Origin of the sequence: Knoellia flava TL1, from assembly GCF_000768675.1 — a bacterium.
Lineage (GTDB): Bacteria > Actinomycetota > Actinomycetes > Actinomycetales > Dermatophilaceae > Knoellia > Knoellia flava.
In genome coordinates this window covers 43,653-59,692 of sequence record NZ_AVPI01000007.1, presented here as the reverse complement: position 1 = coordinate 59,692, position 16,040 = coordinate 43,653, and the positions used below count along the sequence as shown (strand labels likewise).

General features: G+C 68.1%; 10 protein-coding genes, 2 tRNA genes and 1 pseudogene. 7 read left to right on the top strand and 6 right to left on the bottom strand.

Features of this window, described 5'->3' with window-relative positions; all coding sequences use genetic code 11:
* The first annotated feature begins 127 nt into the window (after positions 1-127).
* The 5 genes from gyrA to N798_RS03760 all read left to right on the top strand — a co-directional run bounded on the left by gyrA (position 128) and on the right by N798_RS03760 (position 4,007).
* Positions 128-2,917, top strand: coding sequence for a DNA gyrase subunit A (gyrA, locus tag N798_RS03775; protein ID WP_035946380.1), 2,790 nt, complete (start codon positions 128-130; stop codon positions 2,915-2,917).
* Positions 2,914-3,438 carry a DUF3566 domain-containing protein gene (locus tag N798_RS03770; RefSeq protein ID WP_035946379.1) on the top strand — a complete coding sequence of 175 codons (525 nt, stop codon included), beginning with the start codon at positions 2,914-2,916 and terminating at the stop codon, positions 3,436-3,438. The genes gyrA and N798_RS03770 overlap by 4 nt, the downstream gene beginning before the upstream one ends.
* A gap of 220 nt (positions 3,439-3,658) precedes the next feature.
* Positions 3,659-3,735, top strand: a tRNA-Ile gene (locus N798_RS03765).
* Positions 3,736-3,765: 30 nt separating this feature from the next.
* The gene (locus N798_RS18010) at positions 3,766-3,906 is read left to right on the top strand and encodes a DLW-39 family protein (RefSeq protein WP_156971604.1); all 141 of its coding nucleotides are present in this window, start codon (positions 3,766-3,768) and stop codon (positions 3,904-3,906) included.
* Positions 3,907-3,934: 28 nt separating this feature from the next.
* Positions 3,935-4,007 (top strand) — tRNA-Ala (locus N798_RS03760).
* Positions 4,008-4,126: 119 nt separating this feature from the next.
* On the opposite strand, the gene N798_RS17690 is transcribed toward N798_RS03760, so the two are convergent.
* The 6 genes and pseudogenes from N798_RS17690 to N798_RS03730 all read right to left on the bottom strand — a co-directional run bounded on the left by N798_RS17690 (position 4,127) and on the right by N798_RS03730 (position 13,331).
* Entirely contained in the window at positions 4,127-4,402 is a 276-nt protein-coding gene (locus N798_RS17690; protein ID WP_084100073.1) for a DUF3892 domain-containing protein, read from the bottom strand.
* A 797-nt stretch (positions 4,403-5,199) separates the two neighbouring features.
* Positions 5,200-5,760, bottom strand: a complete 561-nt coding sequence (locus tag N798_RS03750) for a site-specific integrase (RefSeq protein WP_156971603.1) — start codon at positions 5,758-5,760, stop codon at positions 5,200-5,202.
* A complete protein-coding gene (locus N798_RS03745) occupies positions 5,757-6,791 on the bottom strand; it encodes an IS3 family transposase (RefSeq protein ID WP_229708862.1) in 1,035 nt (344 codons plus the stop codon). The genes N798_RS03750 and N798_RS03745 overlap by 4 nt, the downstream gene beginning before the upstream one ends.
* Positions 6,713-6,910 (bottom strand): annotated as a pseudogene (locus N798_RS18620) (transposase); the annotation flags it as partial. The gene N798_RS03745 and the pseudogene N798_RS18620, both read right to left, overlap by 79 nt.
* Before the next feature lie 435 nt (positions 6,911-7,345).
* Positions 7,346-10,012 (bottom strand): hypothetical protein, encoded by a 2,667-nt coding sequence (locus tag N798_RS03735; RefSeq protein WP_156971602.1) that lies wholly within the window; start codon positions 10,010-10,012, stop codon positions 7,346-7,348.
* A gap of 100 nt (positions 10,013-10,112) precedes the next feature.
* Entirely contained in the window at positions 10,113-13,331 is a 3,219-nt protein-coding gene (locus N798_RS03730; RefSeq protein WP_035946372.1) for a UvrD-helicase domain-containing protein, read from the bottom strand.
* 138 nt (positions 13,332-13,469) lie between these two features.
* Between N798_RS03730 and N798_RS17200 the strand changes: the two genes are divergently transcribed.
* Both N798_RS17200 and N798_RS03720 read left to right on the top strand, forming a co-directional pair.
* Positions 13,470-14,678 carry a sigma-70 family RNA polymerase sigma factor gene (locus N798_RS17200; RefSeq protein WP_052116879.1) on the top strand — a complete coding sequence of 403 codons (1,209 nt, stop codon included), beginning with the start codon at positions 13,470-13,472 and terminating at the stop codon, positions 14,676-14,678.
* A gap of 192 nt (positions 14,679-14,870) precedes the next feature.
* Entirely contained in the window at positions 14,871-15,584 is a 714-nt protein-coding gene (locus tag N798_RS03720; protein WP_052116878.1) for an HNH endonuclease, read from the top strand.
* Positions 15,585-16,040: the final 456 nt, after the last annotated feature.

Below are 16,040 nucleotides of genomic sequence, written 5' to 3'. Positions count from 1 at the left end.
GCCTTGCGTCCGCAACTGTGGTGGCTATGCCGTCATCTTGCCGGACGCAAGAGGCGCTCAGGCCGGCGAACCGACTTTCACGGCATACATCGCCGTTTGCGAACTGTATTGAGAGACAAGGGAACTGATGGCTGACGACATCGATGGCACGACGGACAACGACGTGGACACCGAGGACACCGGTGACCAGGGAGCGGTGATGCACGACCGCTCCCCCGGTGAGACCGACCGGGTGGAGGAGGTCGACCTCAACACCGAGATGCAGCGGTCCTACATCGAGTACGCGATGTCGGTCATCGTCAGTCGGGCGCTGCCGGATGTGCGGGACGGTCTCAAGCCGGTGCACCGGCGGGTCATCTACGCGATGTACGACGGTGGATACCGGCCCGACCGCGGCTTCAACAAGTGCAGCCGTGTCGTCGGCGACGTCATGGGTCAGTACCACCCGCACGGTGACGGCGCGATCTACGACGCCCTCGTGCGGCTGGTGCAGGACTGGTCGCTGCGCTACCCGCTGGTCCAGGGCCAGGGCAACTTCGGCAGCCCGGGCGACGACCCGGCCGCCGCGCCGCGGTACACCGAATGCCGCATGGCGCCGCTGTCGATGGAGCTCGTCCGCGACATCGACAAGAGGACCGTCGACTTCGGCCCCAACTACGACGGCAAGACGATGGAACCGCAGGTCCTGCCGGCGCGCTTCCCCAACCTGCTCGTCAACGGCTCGTCCGGCATCGCGGTCGGCATGGCCACGCAGATCCCGCCGCACAACCTGCGCGAGGTCGCGAACGCCGCGCAGTGGGTGCTCGAGAACCCCGGCGCCTCGCGCGAGGAGGCCCTCGAGGCCGTCATGGCGCGGATCACCGGACCGGACTTCCCCACCGGCGCGCTCATCATGGGCCGCAAGGGCATCGAGGACGCCTACCGAACGGGCCGCGGCTCGGTCATCATGCGAGCGGTCGTCGAGGTCGAGGAGATCCAGAACCGGCAGTGCCTCGTCATCACCGAGCTGCCCTACCAGGTCAACCCCGACTCGCTCGCGCAGAAGATCGCCGAGCACGTCAAGGAGGGCCGCCTCCAGGGCATCGCCGACATCCGCGACGAGACGTCGGGTCGCACCGGCCAGCGCCTCGTCATCGTGCTCAAGCGCGACGCCGTCGCCAAGGTCGTGCTCAACAACCTCTACAAGCACACCCAGCTCCAGACGAACTTCGGCGCCAACATGCTCGCGCTCGTCGACGGGGTGCCCCGCACGCTGCCGATCGACGCCTTCATCCGGCACTGGGTCGACCACCAGATCGACGTCATCCAGAGGCGGACGGCGTACCTCCTCAAGGAGGCCGAGGACCGGATCCACATCCTGCGCGGCCTGCTCAAGGCCCTTGACCTGCTCGACGAGGTCATCGCGCTCATCCGCCGGTCCTCGACCGCGGAGGCCGCGCGTGACGGGCTCATGGAGCTCCTCGAGATCGACGAGATCCAGGCCCGGGCGATCCTCGAGCTCCAGCTGCGTCGCCTCGCGGCGCTGGAGCGCCAGAAGATCATCGACGAGCACGACGCGATCCAGCGTGAGATCGAGGACTACCAGGACATCCTCGCCAAGCCCGAGCGGCAGCGGACGATCGTGTCCGAGGAGCTCGCCGGGATCGTGGAGAAGTACGGCGACGAGCGCCGCACGCACATCCACGGCTTCGACGGCGACATGTCGATGGAGGACCTCATCCCCGAGGAGGACGTCGTCGTCACGATCACCCGTGGCGGCTACGCCAAGCGCACCAAGGTCGACGCCTACCGCTCGCAGAAGCGCGGCGGCAAGGGCGTCAAGGGTGCGCAGCTGCGCGGCGAGGACGTCGTGGCGCACTTCTTCACGACGACGTCGCACCACTGGCTGCTCTTCTTCACCAACCTCGGCCGCGTCTACCGCGCCAAGGCCTACGAGCTGCCCGACGCCGGCCGCGACAGCAAGGGCCAGCACGTCGCCAACATCATGGCGTTCCAGCCCGACGAGCACATCGCGCAGGTGCTCGCGCTGCGCGACTACGAGCAGTCGCCCCACCTCGTCCTCGCGACGCGCAACGGCCTCGTCAAGAAGACGCCGCTCTCGCAGTACGACTCGCCGCGCTCGGGTGGCCTCATCGCGGTCAACCTGCGTGACGGCGACGAGCTCGTCGGCGCCGGTCTGACGTCGTCGATGGACGACCTGCTCCTCGTCTCGCGCAAGGGCCAGTCGGTGCGCTTCCACGCCGACGACGCGACGCTGCGCCCGATGGGTCGCTCGACGTCCGGTGTCACGGGCATGAAGTTCCGCGGTGACGACTCGCTGCTGTCGATGTCGGTCATCGAGGAGGGCACGGACCCCGACGTCTTCGTCGTCTTCGAGTCAGGCCTGGCCAAGCGCTCCAAGGCGTCGCAGTGGAACGTCAAGGGCCGCGCCATCCTCGGTGTTGCCGTCGCCAAGCAGACCGAGAAGGGTGGCGACCTCGTCGGCGCCCTCACCGTCTCCGAGGACGACGAGGTCATGGTCGTCTTCGAGCGCGGCAACATCGTCCGCTCGCGGGTCGACGAGGTCCGGCTCACCGGCCGCAACACTGCCGGTGTCTGGTTCGCCAAGCCGGGCAAGAACGACGCCATCGTCGGTGTCGCCCGCAACGCCGAGAAGGTCGTCGAGGAGGAGGTCGCCGAGGCCGACGCCGAGGGTGTCTCCCCCGTCGACGGCGAGCCGCTGAGCCCGGAGGAGGCCGCTGCAGTGGCGCCCGACGAGGCTACTGACGGAAGGTCTGCGGGTGCCTCGGACGAGGCTGCGGACGACACGTCTCAGCCCGCCACCTCGGAGGATGACCCTGCGGTGACCGATGGCGTACCGTCGGTGGACAACGACGACGCTGACTCCGAGGCGTCGGGCGAGGGAGGCGACCAGTGAGCACGGCAGACCAGGCCGGGACCTCGATGCGATCGGTGTCGGGTTCCTCCTCGGCCGAGCCCACGCGCTCGATGAGCCGCCCGTCCGACACGTCCTCGTCGGCGGCCGCCTCGCGGCCCTCGGCTCCCGCGGCCCAGCAGGCGCCGGCGCGCAGCAGCGGTCGGCGCGTTCGCCTCACCGTCTCGCGGGTCGACCCGTGGTCGGCGATGAAGATGTCGTTCCTGCTCTCGGTGGCCCTCGGCATCGCCGGCGTCGTCATGGTCGCCGTGCTGTGGATGATCCTCGCCGGCATGGGCGTCTTCGACCAGGTCAACGGCCTCGTCGGCCAGATCATCCAGGACGGCGAGAACACCTTCGACATCATGGACTTCCTCGGCTTCGGCCGCGTCGTCTCGCTGGCGATCGTCGTGGGCGTCATCGACGTCATCCTCATGACGGCGCTCGCCACGCTCGCTGCGTTCCTCTACAACGTGTCGAGCAGCCTCGTCGGCGGCCTCCAGCTCACCCTCACCGACGACTGACCTCACCGCCCCGACTTTCCCGCCTGAAGTGGGTTCGTCGCACTTCAGGCGGGAACCGTTGCCCTCCGAAGTGCGACCTTCCGGGGTGAAGTCGACCCCCACCAGACCGTATGCCGGCCGCTCCCGAGAGCGGCCGGCATACCGTTTTGGTGGGCGACCGGAGGGTGAGGTAACCTCGTCTCTCGCGCCGCCCCTGCGGTGGCGCCGCCGGATCGGCGACGGGCCTATAGCTCAGACGGTTAGAGCGCTTCCCTGATAAGGAAGAGGCCAGAGGTTCAAGTCCTCTTAGGCCCACCATTCGATCCCCGACCCGCCAGGTGGTGCACCGTGAAGAAGGTCCTCTTCGTCGTCCTGACCGCCCTGACGGCGGGCGTGGTCAAGAAGAAGCTCGACGCCCAGGGTGCCGACCAGCGCCTGTGGGCCGAGGCGACCGACTCGGGCACGAGCCCGCAGGTCTCCAAGAACTGAAACACCCGGCGGTGCGCATCGCCGCCGAGGGGCCATGGCGCAATTGGTAGCGCACCTGCTTTGCAAGCAGGGGGTTAGGGGTTCGAGTCCCCTTGGCTCCACCGCAGGTCAGAGGCCCTTTCCGCTCGTCGGTCAGGGCCTCTGACCCTGTGGATACCCCAGATAAGTACTGCAGTCCGTAGGTGCCCGTTCCGCGGTGGGAGGCTGCCACCTCAGTGCCCTACTTACGCGGCAACGCCAAGAGGTTGTTGGTCCACTGGCGATCGGCATACGTTCGCAGGTACTTGGGGCCAGACGGCGGGTCAACAACACCGACCTGAACGCGGTCAGCTCCCGTTCCGACGAAGGCTGCGTTGCCCTGCTCGATCCACGCGACGAGTGCCGCACGAGTGTTGTCACCCGTTGCTCCCGTGCCGGGGTTCACCCACCACAGATGGGTGATGTGCTGGTGCTGGGTTCCACCGCTGAGGTGGATATGGGTAAAGCGAATGGCCATGAGGCCCTCCTTCTCTGCATCAATTAGTGAGGATGGCCCGGGGCCCAGAGGCCCCGGGCCAGACCGTCACCGACTCCGCTTGGGGGTCTGTGACAGCGCGGATGCGGCGGCTGACTTCGCAGCCTTAGATGCCGCCTTGCTCGCGAGCGTCCGGCTGGCGGCTGTCGCCGCCTTCGCGCTCGTCTGCTTGCTGTTCCGGGCCATCTGGTTTCACCTCCTCCTCGCGCCTACTTGTCAGTGGCACGAGGAGGTGATCTGATGCAGAGACACAACCCGCATGTGGATCACCATCCGCGTGCCCGAGCGCCCGGTCCTCCAAGACCGGGCGCTCGATCTTTTCTCTGACGCAACCTCGCGTCCCCTCTATGGGACCAGACGCCACCGACGTGATCGGGTCGACACGCCGTCAGCGCGTAGCTTGCGCGCCACCTGCAAGGCGCTTCTGCACGATTATCGCGCGAATTACATACGAACCACTACGCGTGTCGGCATCGAGATTTGATCGGATGCAGCTGAAAATGGAGGCATCAGCGTTGGTTTTTCGCGCGACTTATGGAGGACGCATGGATGAGGCTGCTCTGCGAGTGACAAGCCTTGGGTCGGAGAGCACCTCGATGTCAGAGGGCTTCGACCTGCCAGACTTCTGCGCTCGACCCATGTGTCGCAAGGAGTTCCGTCAGACCGCGGGACGCGGCCGGAAGAAGGACTACTGCTCGGAGACATGCCGACGGCTTGCCGATCGTGACTACAAGCGAGCCAAGGCGATGGTCGAGCAGTTCGAAGGTCTGGCTCGTCGTTCACGACATGACGTGCTCGCATTTGGGCGCGCGGCTGACGAGCTGGGCGCTGGTCAAGAGCAGGATGACCAGGTCCTCTACGAACGTGCGCAAGCCGCCCTGGGGCGTGCCGAAGCCGTCCTTCAGTTCGCCGGCGATGCTGATTCTCGGCTCGTTGAGGAGTTGAGGACGCTTTGCGAACGGGTGCGACCTCTTGTGGAGCGAGCTCGAGTTAGCTAGTTGTGAGGTGGCCCCCAGTTGGCGCAATGCGTCGCGAGTCGACTGCGTTGACACCTGGGAGTAGACCCCCATCGTGAGAGCAATGCGACTGTGCCGGAGGACGGCCATCGCGACGCGCGGGTGAACGTCGAGGGCAACGAGGAGGCTGGCGCAGGTCCGCCGAGTCGAGTGAATCGGGACGATCGGCACGCCGGCCTTCGCTGCTCGCAATTTGAAGTCGCGGTGGAAGTTGCGTGGGTCGACCGGATCGCCGAGCCGGGTCGTGAAGACCAGGCCGCAGTCGGCCCACATGTCGCCGTGACCTGTCCTGACTTTCCCGGACGGTTCTGGTGTGGTGATCATGCCGCCGGGGTGGCGCTCTTGTGAAGAGCTTCGAACGCGACCGGGGACCGGTAGGCCAGGGCGGAGTGCCGGCGGCGAGGGTTGTACCAGGCCTCGATCCATTCGAAGATCGCCGCGGTGAGCTCGGCCCGGGTGTTCCAGCTCCTGCGGTCGAGGAGCTCGATCTGCATCGAGCCGAAGAAGGACTCCATGAGGGCGTTGTCGTAGGCGCAGGCGACCTTGCCCATCGACCCCATCAGCCCGGCCTGACGCATCCGCTGCCCGAACAGCCAAGACGTGTACTGGCTCCCGCGGTCGCTGTGGACGGTGGTGCCGACCGGTTTGCGCTGCCAGCGGGCCATGTCCAAGGCGTCGACGACCAGCTCGGTGCGCAGATGATCGGCGATGGACCAGCCGACGCAGCGGCGGGAGTACACGTCGATCACGGCAGCGCAGTACACCCAGCCCCCGCCGGTGCGGTGCTGAGTGATGTCGGTGACCCACAACCGGTCCGGTGAGTTAGCGGTGAACCTGCGCTGGACCCGGTCCTCGAAGACGGCCTCGGACCGCTGCGCGTGCCGCCAGCGGCGCCGGTGCACCCCCTGCAATCCGTGCAGCCGCATCAACCGCTCCACCCGCTGCCGGCCACACCGGCGGGCCTGACCCAGGGTGAGCTCGGCGTGGACCCGCCGCACCCCGTACGTGCCTCGAGCATCGGCGTGGATCGCGACGATCGCATCGAGCAGGTAGGCGTCCTCGACGTCGCGGGCGCTTGGGCCACGAGTGCACCACTCGTAGTAGCCCGACGTGGACACCCTCAGCACCCGGCACGTCACCGCGACGGGGAACCCGTCGCCGGCGACCTGGTGGACGAGCCGGAACCCTCTTTTGGGAGGACGTTCTCCCGGGCAAAGTAAGCGCTGGCGCGCTTGAGGATCTCGATCTCCATCGCCTGGACCCGAGTCTCGCGTCGTAGCCGAACCAGCTCGGCGCGCTCGTCCTTGGTCAGGCCCTCCTTGTGCCCTTCCTCGACGTCGGCCAAGTCCATCCACCGACGCAGACACGACTCACTGATCGACAGATCCCTCGCGATCGCCGCGATCGGCTTCTCCCGCAAACGGGTCAACTCCACAGCACGCTGCCGGAACTCCGGCGACTTCGGTGCAGGCATCCTGACTCCTTCCCGAGAGGATCATCCCCTCAAGATCGGTGTCCGGAAAGGTCAGGACAGGTCAGAAGTGCGCGATCCCGAGTAGGTCGGAAAGCGTCGACATCAGTGGACGCTCGGGGAACTCTTGGCCGTACTCACGAGGCATGAGACGACCGTATCCATTCGAGCCCACCAGTGCCCTTCGGCCACGCGCGCCCCTTGCACCCTTCCCGGTCCCAGCACGGCCGGACGGAAGGGTCACGCAGAGTGACTCGCCTCAAGTGCCCCAGCTAGGGTCGTCAGCATCTCGGACAGATCGACTGGCTCAGGGCCGTGCCAGTAGCCGTCGTTCTCGCGGCCCACGAGACGCGCTGGTCCATCCGTCCTCCCGCGGTCTTCTCGACCTCGACGTTGGAGAGACGGGCCTCCCGGGCCGATCCATGACTGCGGTCGGCGTCAGGTGGGCCGGGACGTCCACCCGAGACATCGGCCCTGGACCGGACAGAACTTGCACACCTCGGCGTCGGCCACTCCTTCGGGCAACGACGTATGTGCCCCCTCGCCGAGGTCGACCTTCGTGGGACCGGGTCCGCGGGCCGCCGCGTACGCACGGGAGAAGGCGTCGGTTCCGTTCTTCCTCCCCTTCAGCGTGAAGACCCACGCAGGGTCGGCGGACGCGCGCCTCTGGGTCACACGCGCCTTGAGGGAGCTGCTCGCACGCTGACCGGGCGTGAGGTGCCGCCACACGGTGTTCACGGCGTCAATCGCCGAGAAGGCGTTATCCATCCCCAGCCGGACGAGCGCGTTCTGGACGTTCCCATACGCCGCCTCCTGCAGGTAGGCGGGTCCGTACGCGGACGTAGGACCCACCAGCCACTGAAGGGCAAACCGTCTGGGACACAGTTGGGCTGAGGCAGTGGCGTGGCGGTGCAGTTTCGCCTTCGCGGAGGCCCGCAACTCGGCGCCGCCCGCAAGGGGCACCGGGAGCGTGCGCAGGGCGGCGAAGTCGTTCGCGCCCGTCACGGTTGTCGGCTGCAGCCCACCGGCGCGGGCCTTGACCTCGTCCTCAACCCCCTCCGGGACTAGGAGGAGCGCCGCCAGAGGTGAAAGGTTCCGGTGTTCGCCGTCGACCTCCGAGATCCAGCTGATGGTCAGGCCATGCTCGGGGCCGCAGGCGTCGAGGACAAGCCACATCAGGTACAGATCGCTAAGTGCGGACGTCTCCTCTCGCAGCCCCAAGAGCTCAGCCCCCACTGCTACGGGGCTGTCGGGGTCCACGCGGTGGTCCTCCAGTCGGAACGGCCAAAGGTCCACGGAGCGGGTCGCCGGAAAGGCCGCGTCCGACAGGTTGGCCACGTGGACGGGGCGGTCGATCCCCGACAAGCCGATTTCGTCGAGGGCGCGCAGCTCGGACACCGGTCCCGCGACATCCTCCGCTTCGCCAAGGACGTCGAAATCGGCCGAGCGCCCCAGCAGCATCGTCACGATGTCGACCAGACCCTCGACGTCCAGCACCGAATCCATCTCTGCTGAGAAGCCCGACACCTTCGCCTCGAGCTCCGCCCGGACGTCGTCGTCCACGTTCGCGAGGCCGTGGCGAAGCGTCTTGCGGATGAACTCCAGATGCTTGCCCAGCGCCATCTCCTCGGCCACGACCAGCGACTCCGCGAACCGGACGATCGCCGCGATCGCGTCCGCGACCTCTTCGGCCTCCTCTGGCCGCAGGTCGGCCCAAGGCGCCAAACGGAGGGGGTTGCCGGCTGCGCCGGCCACCCGGGCCACATCGGACTCGCCCGCGGACGCCCCGCCGTGCCGTGCCACGACACCGCTCACGGCCGACCTGAGCAGCTCCGCGCGCTGCGCCCACTGATGGCCCTCGCGGCAGCCGGCGAAGAACTCCTGCCCACGACGGAAGGCACCGAGCAACTCCCTCTTCCCCAGCCGTTCCTTGCCGTCGCCCGGGACCTCGAGGAAGCCACTGCCCAGCACGTCCGCGACGGCGGCGGCGGACAGCCTCACCGTGGGGCGGGCACCGGGTTCCGCGACGATGCAGTCGTGCATACCGAGCAGAAAGGCACCGATCGGCAGCTGTGCCAGGTTCGCCGCCGAGCCCTGCCCCCGACCGAGACGGGCGGCATAGCGCTCCACCGTGGCGGCGTCGGCGGCGTACCGACGCACGCCGGGGGTGCCCCCGGCGGTGGACCTTTCGTCCTCCATCGCCCAAGCGCGAACCAGCTCAGCGGGGCTGCGGCAGTCCAGCACCGTCAGTCTGTTCATCTGGTCGGGGTCCACCCGGGTGCCAGCGAGGGCGTCCCGAAACGCCGCGGCGTACGCCGAAACCGGAGCCCCCGTACGCTCCAGCGTCGGGACAGGCATGCCCCACGCGGGGTCGAAGAAGCGGCGCCAGGTCTCGAACGCCGGGTTCTGACCGTCGTCGTGGACGACGAACAGCTGGTCCACGCCCGGCAGCTCTCGCAACAGGCGGAACAGGGCCCACTGGGGCGGAGTGAAGAAGTAGAAGCCGTGGTGGACGACCAACCGGCTCCCCTGAGCGGATCCCAGGGCCACGTCAAGCGCCCGCAGCAGTCGCTGGGTGACGTCGGCGGCGCGCCCGGACGGCGCCGCGCCGCCGAGGCCGCCGTCGATCCACAGGTCATCCCTCGGGCTCGCGAGCGCCGGGATCCTCTGCTCGGCGCGAGCCCATGTCTCGACTGCCAGGCGTCCGACCTCGTCCGTCGCTTCGAAGTCCGACGGGCGGAAGCCCGACATGACCAAGGAGTGGACGCTGCGGGCGAACTCGCGGCGGCCGCTCACCAGCGCCCGCGCGGCAGGGGTGCCCGCAGCGGTCTCGCGCACGGTCTCGCGCAGTACCTGGTCAAACTCGATGCCCGTCCGAAGCCGTCGGCCCGACGCCCTCCGCTGCCAGGCCCTGATCGACTCCTCGTGGGCCGCGACCACCTCGGCGTCGGACGTGTCCGTCGGTGCCGGGGAGAAACCCTCGAGGCCCAGCCTCATCTCGCCCGGCAGACCGGGCATCACGAGCAGGTCCACCAGCGTGGCGACCGGACGCGCGTGACCCTGCGACTCCCGCAGGGCGCGAGCCAGTGACGTCGTCGCGGTCACGTGGCTCGCGGCGTCCCAGCGGCCGCCGCGAGCAACTACGGCATCCTCGACGGCGCCCTTCCTGACCGAGTCGAGCGCAACCGCCTGCCAACTCCCCACCTCAGGCACCGCCCGCCGCGAGAAGGCCCGCCCAGTTGTCGGTGGTCTGTGGCAGGCGCTCGGGCACGAAGACCGTGAGCCGCCTCTTCGCCCTCGTCATCGCCACGTACAGCAAGCGGGTCTCCTCCTGTGCGGTCTCCGAGTCGTCGCGCTGCCAGAGTCCTGCGTCTGCGGTCGCCACATTGGTGAACTCACCCCTGAATGGCTTCCACTCCCAGGCCAGGCGCGGCATGCCGTCCTCACGCAGGACGGTTGCCCGGTTCACATACTTCCTACGTCTAAACGGCGTCGTCGTCCACGGCACCAGCACGTAGTCGAATTCGGCGCCCTTGGCCTTGTGAACAGTGAGGGCGATGGTCCGCCCGGGAGTCGCCTCCGCCTCGGCGTCCTCGTCTTCGGTGAAGTTCGTGGCAACCTGCAGGCGCAGCCAGAAAAGCACCGACTCGAGGCTCGCCGGTGCATTCGCGAACTGCGCGTCCATCCGGGTGACGAGCTGGTCGAAGCAGCGCAGGTAGCGCGCCCGCTCCACGTCGTCGTCGGCCTCGGGGCGCGAGCACGTGGCGGGTCCGAAGGCGCGGTTGCACTCGACCACCCATGCCAAGGTGGGCATGCTGTCGAGCTGCCCCGCTAGGGCGATCACCCGCTGCCGGAGCCCCTCTAGGTCTGCTCTGACGATCGATTCACCGTCGTTGAGTGCGGCCAGCCTCGCCGACCAGGCCATCGTTTCGATGGGGCCCTCACCCCACTGGCCAGTCAGACCCACAGGTGCCTCGCCCGTGAGGATGCCAGCCGCCCACCTCGTCTCCACGAGCTCCAGAAGAGCCGCATCGTCAGACGGGGACGCCACGGCCTCGAGCAGGACCCGTAGCTCCCGCACGGCGGGGGAGCGGAAGAAGTCACCCCCGATGCGGATCTCGCACGAGCCGCCCAGCTCCCTGATCGCCCTCTGCACCTGGAGCGCCTGCCAGTTCTGCCGGCAGAGGATCCCGATCGTCGCGCCCTCGTCGTCCGCGCGCCACGCGAGCGCCTGCGAGGCGGCCAGATCCGACTCATGGCCCCATCTGACCGGCGTCAGGGCAGCTGGCTCGCTGCGGTCAACGACCGCCGCCCTCGGGAGCAGCCTGTCCTGCGCCGAGTACTCGAGCAGGCGCCTGCCCCCCCACGCCGTGAAGTAGGGGTGAAGCGAGTTGAGCAACGCCTGGCCGGAACGGAAGTTACGAGTCAGCAGGAACGGGGGCTGGAACGGCTCCAGACCCCTGGCCGTCCACAGGTCGCGGAACTGGGTGAAGGCGTCGCCAGCTGCGCCGCGGAAGCGGTACACCCCCTGCTTGGGGTCGCCCACTACGAACAGCCGCGCGCCCAGGCGCTCGCGGACCGTCAGGAGCAGCTCCATCTGCCGCGCGTCGGTGTCCTGGAACTCGTCGACGAACAGGTAGCGGATGTGCTTAGGCGAGGAGCGGGAGGCGTTCAGCCCGGAAATGGCAAGGGACACCAGCTGGTCCATCGGGGTCGCCTGCTGGGCAAGGCACTCGACTCGGAACCGCTCGGCGACCTGTGTCAGCACGAGCTGTGTCGCCGAAACCACCTCCCGTGACAGCTCGCCGCCAGGCGAGTCGCCCCACGCGACAACCGGTCCCGAGCCGGTCCCCGCGAAGTCGAGGAGGTCCACACCGTTGTTGGCAAGGGACTCCCACACCTCTTGGAGATGCCGCTCCCACTCGTACGCCGCTGGCACCTCATCACCGAACCTGCGGTAGAGGTCCTCCAGCACCGGCGAGAGGGCGCGGTCGACGAGCGCCCGCCACGTCATCGTCAGACGTGACACGCGGAAGCCGGGGCTGACTCCCAACGCCCCGCCCGAGCGCGAGACGGTCCGTTTGGCAAAGGAGTGGATCGTGGAGATGTCGGCGCCGCTCAGCTGCATGAGCCACGCGAGAACCGGGAGCGCGCAGCGGCTCGACAGACGCTGTCGCAGCATGAGGGTCCTGGCGATTCGCCCCCTCATCTCCGACGCGGCGTCCCTGGTGAAGGTCACCAAGGCGATCTGGTCGGCACGCATGTGCCGCGGCGGGGTCCCCTCCGGGGTGGACCCGAGGGCGTACGTGGCGAGAAGGAACACGATCCGCTCGGCCATGGTCTCCGTCTTGCCCGTGCCGGCCCCCGCAACGATCATCACGTCGCTGTCCGGGTCCGCGTGGACGACCCGGTACTGCCTGGCGTTCATCCCGCCTGACGCGTCGGCCAGGTCAAGCGCCCGCGAGACCCTCGCCTGGGCGGCAGGCGGGATCTGCCCGTCGACCACCCACAGCGGAGGACCTACCGACTCCCCGACCTGGGCCCACTCCAGCAGGCGGCTCGCGACGAAGGCACGGAGCGACTGCGGGTCCATGGACCACTCGAGGGGTTCCTCGGACACCACGAAGACGCGGATCCCGTAGTCGAGCAGGGCCAGCAGGTCCTCGATGCGCGCGGGGTCGGGCGCCAGCGCGAGGACGGAATAGGCCGGCAGGGCAGGCACCCCGAGGCGACGCCGCAGGAAGTCCAACCCGACAACCGGGTCTTGGTCGATCACCGACTCCGCGATCGACACGGGGACGGCAGGGTCTGGTTCTACGACTGCGCGGCGCCGTCGTCCCCGCCGGGCGACGAGGTCGTACTCCGCGTCCGGGATGGGCGTGGCTCCGCCGTCCTCCGGCAGCAGCGGAGCGTCCGCGGTGTCGCCGACCGCCGGTCCATGGATCACGGTCATGGCGCCGACCGGCCAGATCCACGCCTCGACGTCGGTGCCGTCACGGCCGAGCTTGCGGCCCCGGCGGCCCGAGTCCCGAAGGTCGCGCACCTCGATGCGGAGCCATCGACCCTCAGCAATGGCCGTCGGTGCCTCGAAGAGCACGACCCACACCCGTGCCCCGGTCACCCGTGCCACCGCGACATAGTCCCTGAATACGGCGAGCTCCATCCAGTGCTCGCGTTCACCCGTCAGTTCGTCGACGTCCGAACGCGAGCGGCTCTTGACCTCCCAGTACTCGGTGACCTGCTGCTTGGTCGTGTGGATGTCGGGTGCGCGGAGCAGGCGCCCATCTGCCCGGATCATCGGTGCGGAGGTGCCGGGGGCGTTCCCCACCGCCCCGGCTGCGTTGAAAACCGCGTACTCGTTGGCGCCCAGCCACTCGGCCCACGCCCGCTCACAGCGCTGCCACAGAGGCGCCGCTTCGTCCACCAGTCATCCCATCGTCAGGTACACCAACTGCGCCCGTCCGTCACCCCGAGGCGCCCATTGACAGCCTTCCATGCGTCACCCTCGGCCGTCCTCCGTTCCGTCACGTCTGTCGGATCGGCGCAATACGCTCAGAGCACCATGACGCACACGCCGATCACCCATCCCGGTCCATCTCGCCGGCGCGTCGATCGTGCGTCCGACCACGCCCTCCGCAGCGCGATCCAGGCTCTCGGGCCGTACATCGAGGACAACGCCGTGGGATGGGACCGCGTGCAGGTTGCGCTCGACGCGGCGAACGCAGACGACGGCGTCCGGCGTGAGCTGACGTCGGCCCTGCGCGACGCCGGGATCATCGTCCGGGGTGGCCCGCCAGAGTCGTCCCACCGGCCCGCGGAGAGCGCCGTCCCGGTCGATGATCACCTCTCGGGCCAGGACCCCGCGGAGTCTGGCGCGAGCGAGGAGCACGCGCTGGCCGCGGCCAGGCGTGTCATGGAGCGCGATCGCCACCGGCGCCGGCTCGACAACGTCCTGCTGACCGCTCAGGAGGAGGTTGGGCTGGGTCTGATCATCCAGGACGGCTCCACCGAACAGCTGGAGGGCGGGGCGATGGCGTGCTTCACCGGCGAGCGGCGCCGGGCTGCGGAGACCCTGTACCTGCACAACACACGTCTCGCATGGTCGGTGGCGCAGAAGTACACGGGTCAGGGGCTGGAACTCGAGGAGCTCGCGCAGTGCGCCATGGTCGGGCTCGTGCGGGCCGTAGAGCTGTTCGACCCGCACACCGGCAACAAGTTTTCCACGTACGCGACGTGGTGGCTCCGTCAGGCCGTGACACGGGCCATCGCCAACGAGGGTCGGCTGATCCGCGTGCCGGTCCACATGCACGACCGCATCCACAAGGTGTGGCACACCCGGGAGCTGCTGTCGGCCGAGGGCACCCCGCCGAGGGTCGCCGACCTCGCGAGGGCGTGCGACCTGAGGCCCAAGGACGTCATCGAATGCCTGATCCTCAGGTCGAGCATCCGCTCCCTCGACGAGCAGATCGGGGACGGCGGCACCAGCCTGGGCGACCTGTTGGACCTGCCCGACCGTCAGCCCAGCGCGTACGACATCCTGCTCGAGGACCTGAAGCGCGAGCAGATCCATGCCGTGCTCGACACTCTGTCCGAGCGCGAAGCCGGGGTCATCAGCATGAGATTCGGGTTGACCAACGGAACCCCGATGACACTGGACGCCATTGGTGAGGTCTACGGAGTCACCCGCGAACGGATCCGGCAGGTCGAGAAGAAGGTGATGGAGAAGCTGCGGCATCCCGCGCGGGCCGACGCCCTCAGGCCGTACCTCTAGCAGAGGAGCCCAACCCCCTGGCCCCCACACATCACGTTCATCGCTGGTTGCCCGTGTGTTCCCTTCGGTTCAGACTTCAGCAGTGGCCGTGGGGCGGCGGGCGGACGGACCCGTCTGAGCTTTTCGCGGAGCGTGGACCCGTGACCGGCGAGCCCCTCGCCGGTTCCTGTCCGCGTCGGTCAAGATCTTCGTGTGGCGAGATTCGACTGGACTTACGACGAGGTCGTCCTTGCAGCCAGTCTCGTTGCACAAAACGCATGGCAGGGCCTGCGGGTGACCAGCCCCAAGGTCGTCCAGTTGTCGGAGCTCCTCAGGGCCGCGCCGATCCACCCCATCGAGGGTCGGCCGGACAACTTCCGCAGCAAGAGCAGCGTGCAGCGCAAGACATTCGACATCGCCACCCAACACCCGAACTACACCGGCAAGCCGACCAGGGGCGGGCCCCATGACGCCGAAGTGCTCGCGGCGTTCATCAGCGAGCCCGTCCCGATGGCGGCTCTCGCAGCGGCAATACGCGACCAAATCATCGCCCCGCCCGACGCTGCGCCAGCCGATGACAGTGATCTGGACGAACTTACCGCGCACGAGGGCAGGGCACTTGCCGTGACCCACCTCCGTCGTGAGCGGAACCCAATGTTGCGCGCCGCCAAGCTGGCCGCGGTCACAGCCAAGGGTCTACCGATCGCTTGCGAAGTCTGCGGTTTCGACTTCGCGGCCCGGTATGGCGAGCGAGGGGAGGGCTACATCGAGGTCCATCACGTGCTCCCTTTGCACGCATCGGGACCGATCCTGACCCGGCTCGACGACCTCGCCCTCCTGTGCTCCAACTGCCACCGCATGATCCACCGGGGACGGCCCTGGCTCACGCCTTCGGCCTTGACAGGGCTCATGGGCGGTAGCAGCTGAGACGCAGGCATTGAATGCCTACTGCTGACCCAGGGGTCACAGCCGATCCGCGGCGTCCTGAGGTTGAGACCGGGAGGCCCTCAGGTCCGTACCCCAGCGAAGTACTGCAGTGCCTCACGAAACCGGCGTCATCGCGTACCCCACTTTGACCAACCGCGTGCTCAATCGCCCTCTCGTGGAGCCGGTTCGGGGATTTTGCAAGCAGGGGGTTAGGGGTTCGAGTCCCCTTGGCTCCACCACAGTGAGTGGCCCCGCCATTCTGTAGGTCAGCGCCCCTCGTTCTAGGCCCGTTCAGAAGATGCGGTAACGCCGCCGCCGACACCAGCGCCAGCGCACCAAGTTTGGCCACCCACTGACCTGCGACGGCCTTAGCCAGAGCACTCTTGGTCCCAATCGCGCAGCCAAACGTCCACGCCTGAGTGTCAGCGTGGCACCGCCGTACTCGCCGATCTGCCG

What these genes read in the sequence shown, in the direction of transcription:
- N798_RS17690 (WP_084100073.1), bottom strand. Translation starts at nt 4,402, where the DNA reads ATGGCCATTCGCTTTACCCATATCCACCTCAGCGGTGGAACCCAGCAC.
- N798_RS03750 (WP_156971603.1), bottom strand. Translation starts at nt 5,760, where the DNA reads ATGATCACCACACCAGAACCGTCCGGGAAAGTCAGGACAGGTCACGGC.
- N798_RS17200 (WP_052116879.1), top strand. Translation starts at nt 13,470, where the DNA reads ATGACGCACACGCCGATCACCCATCCCGGTCCATCTCGCCGGCGCGTC.
- gyrA (WP_035946380.1), top strand. Translation starts at nt 128, where the DNA reads ATGGCTGACGACATCGATGGCACGACGGACAACGACGTGGACACCGAG.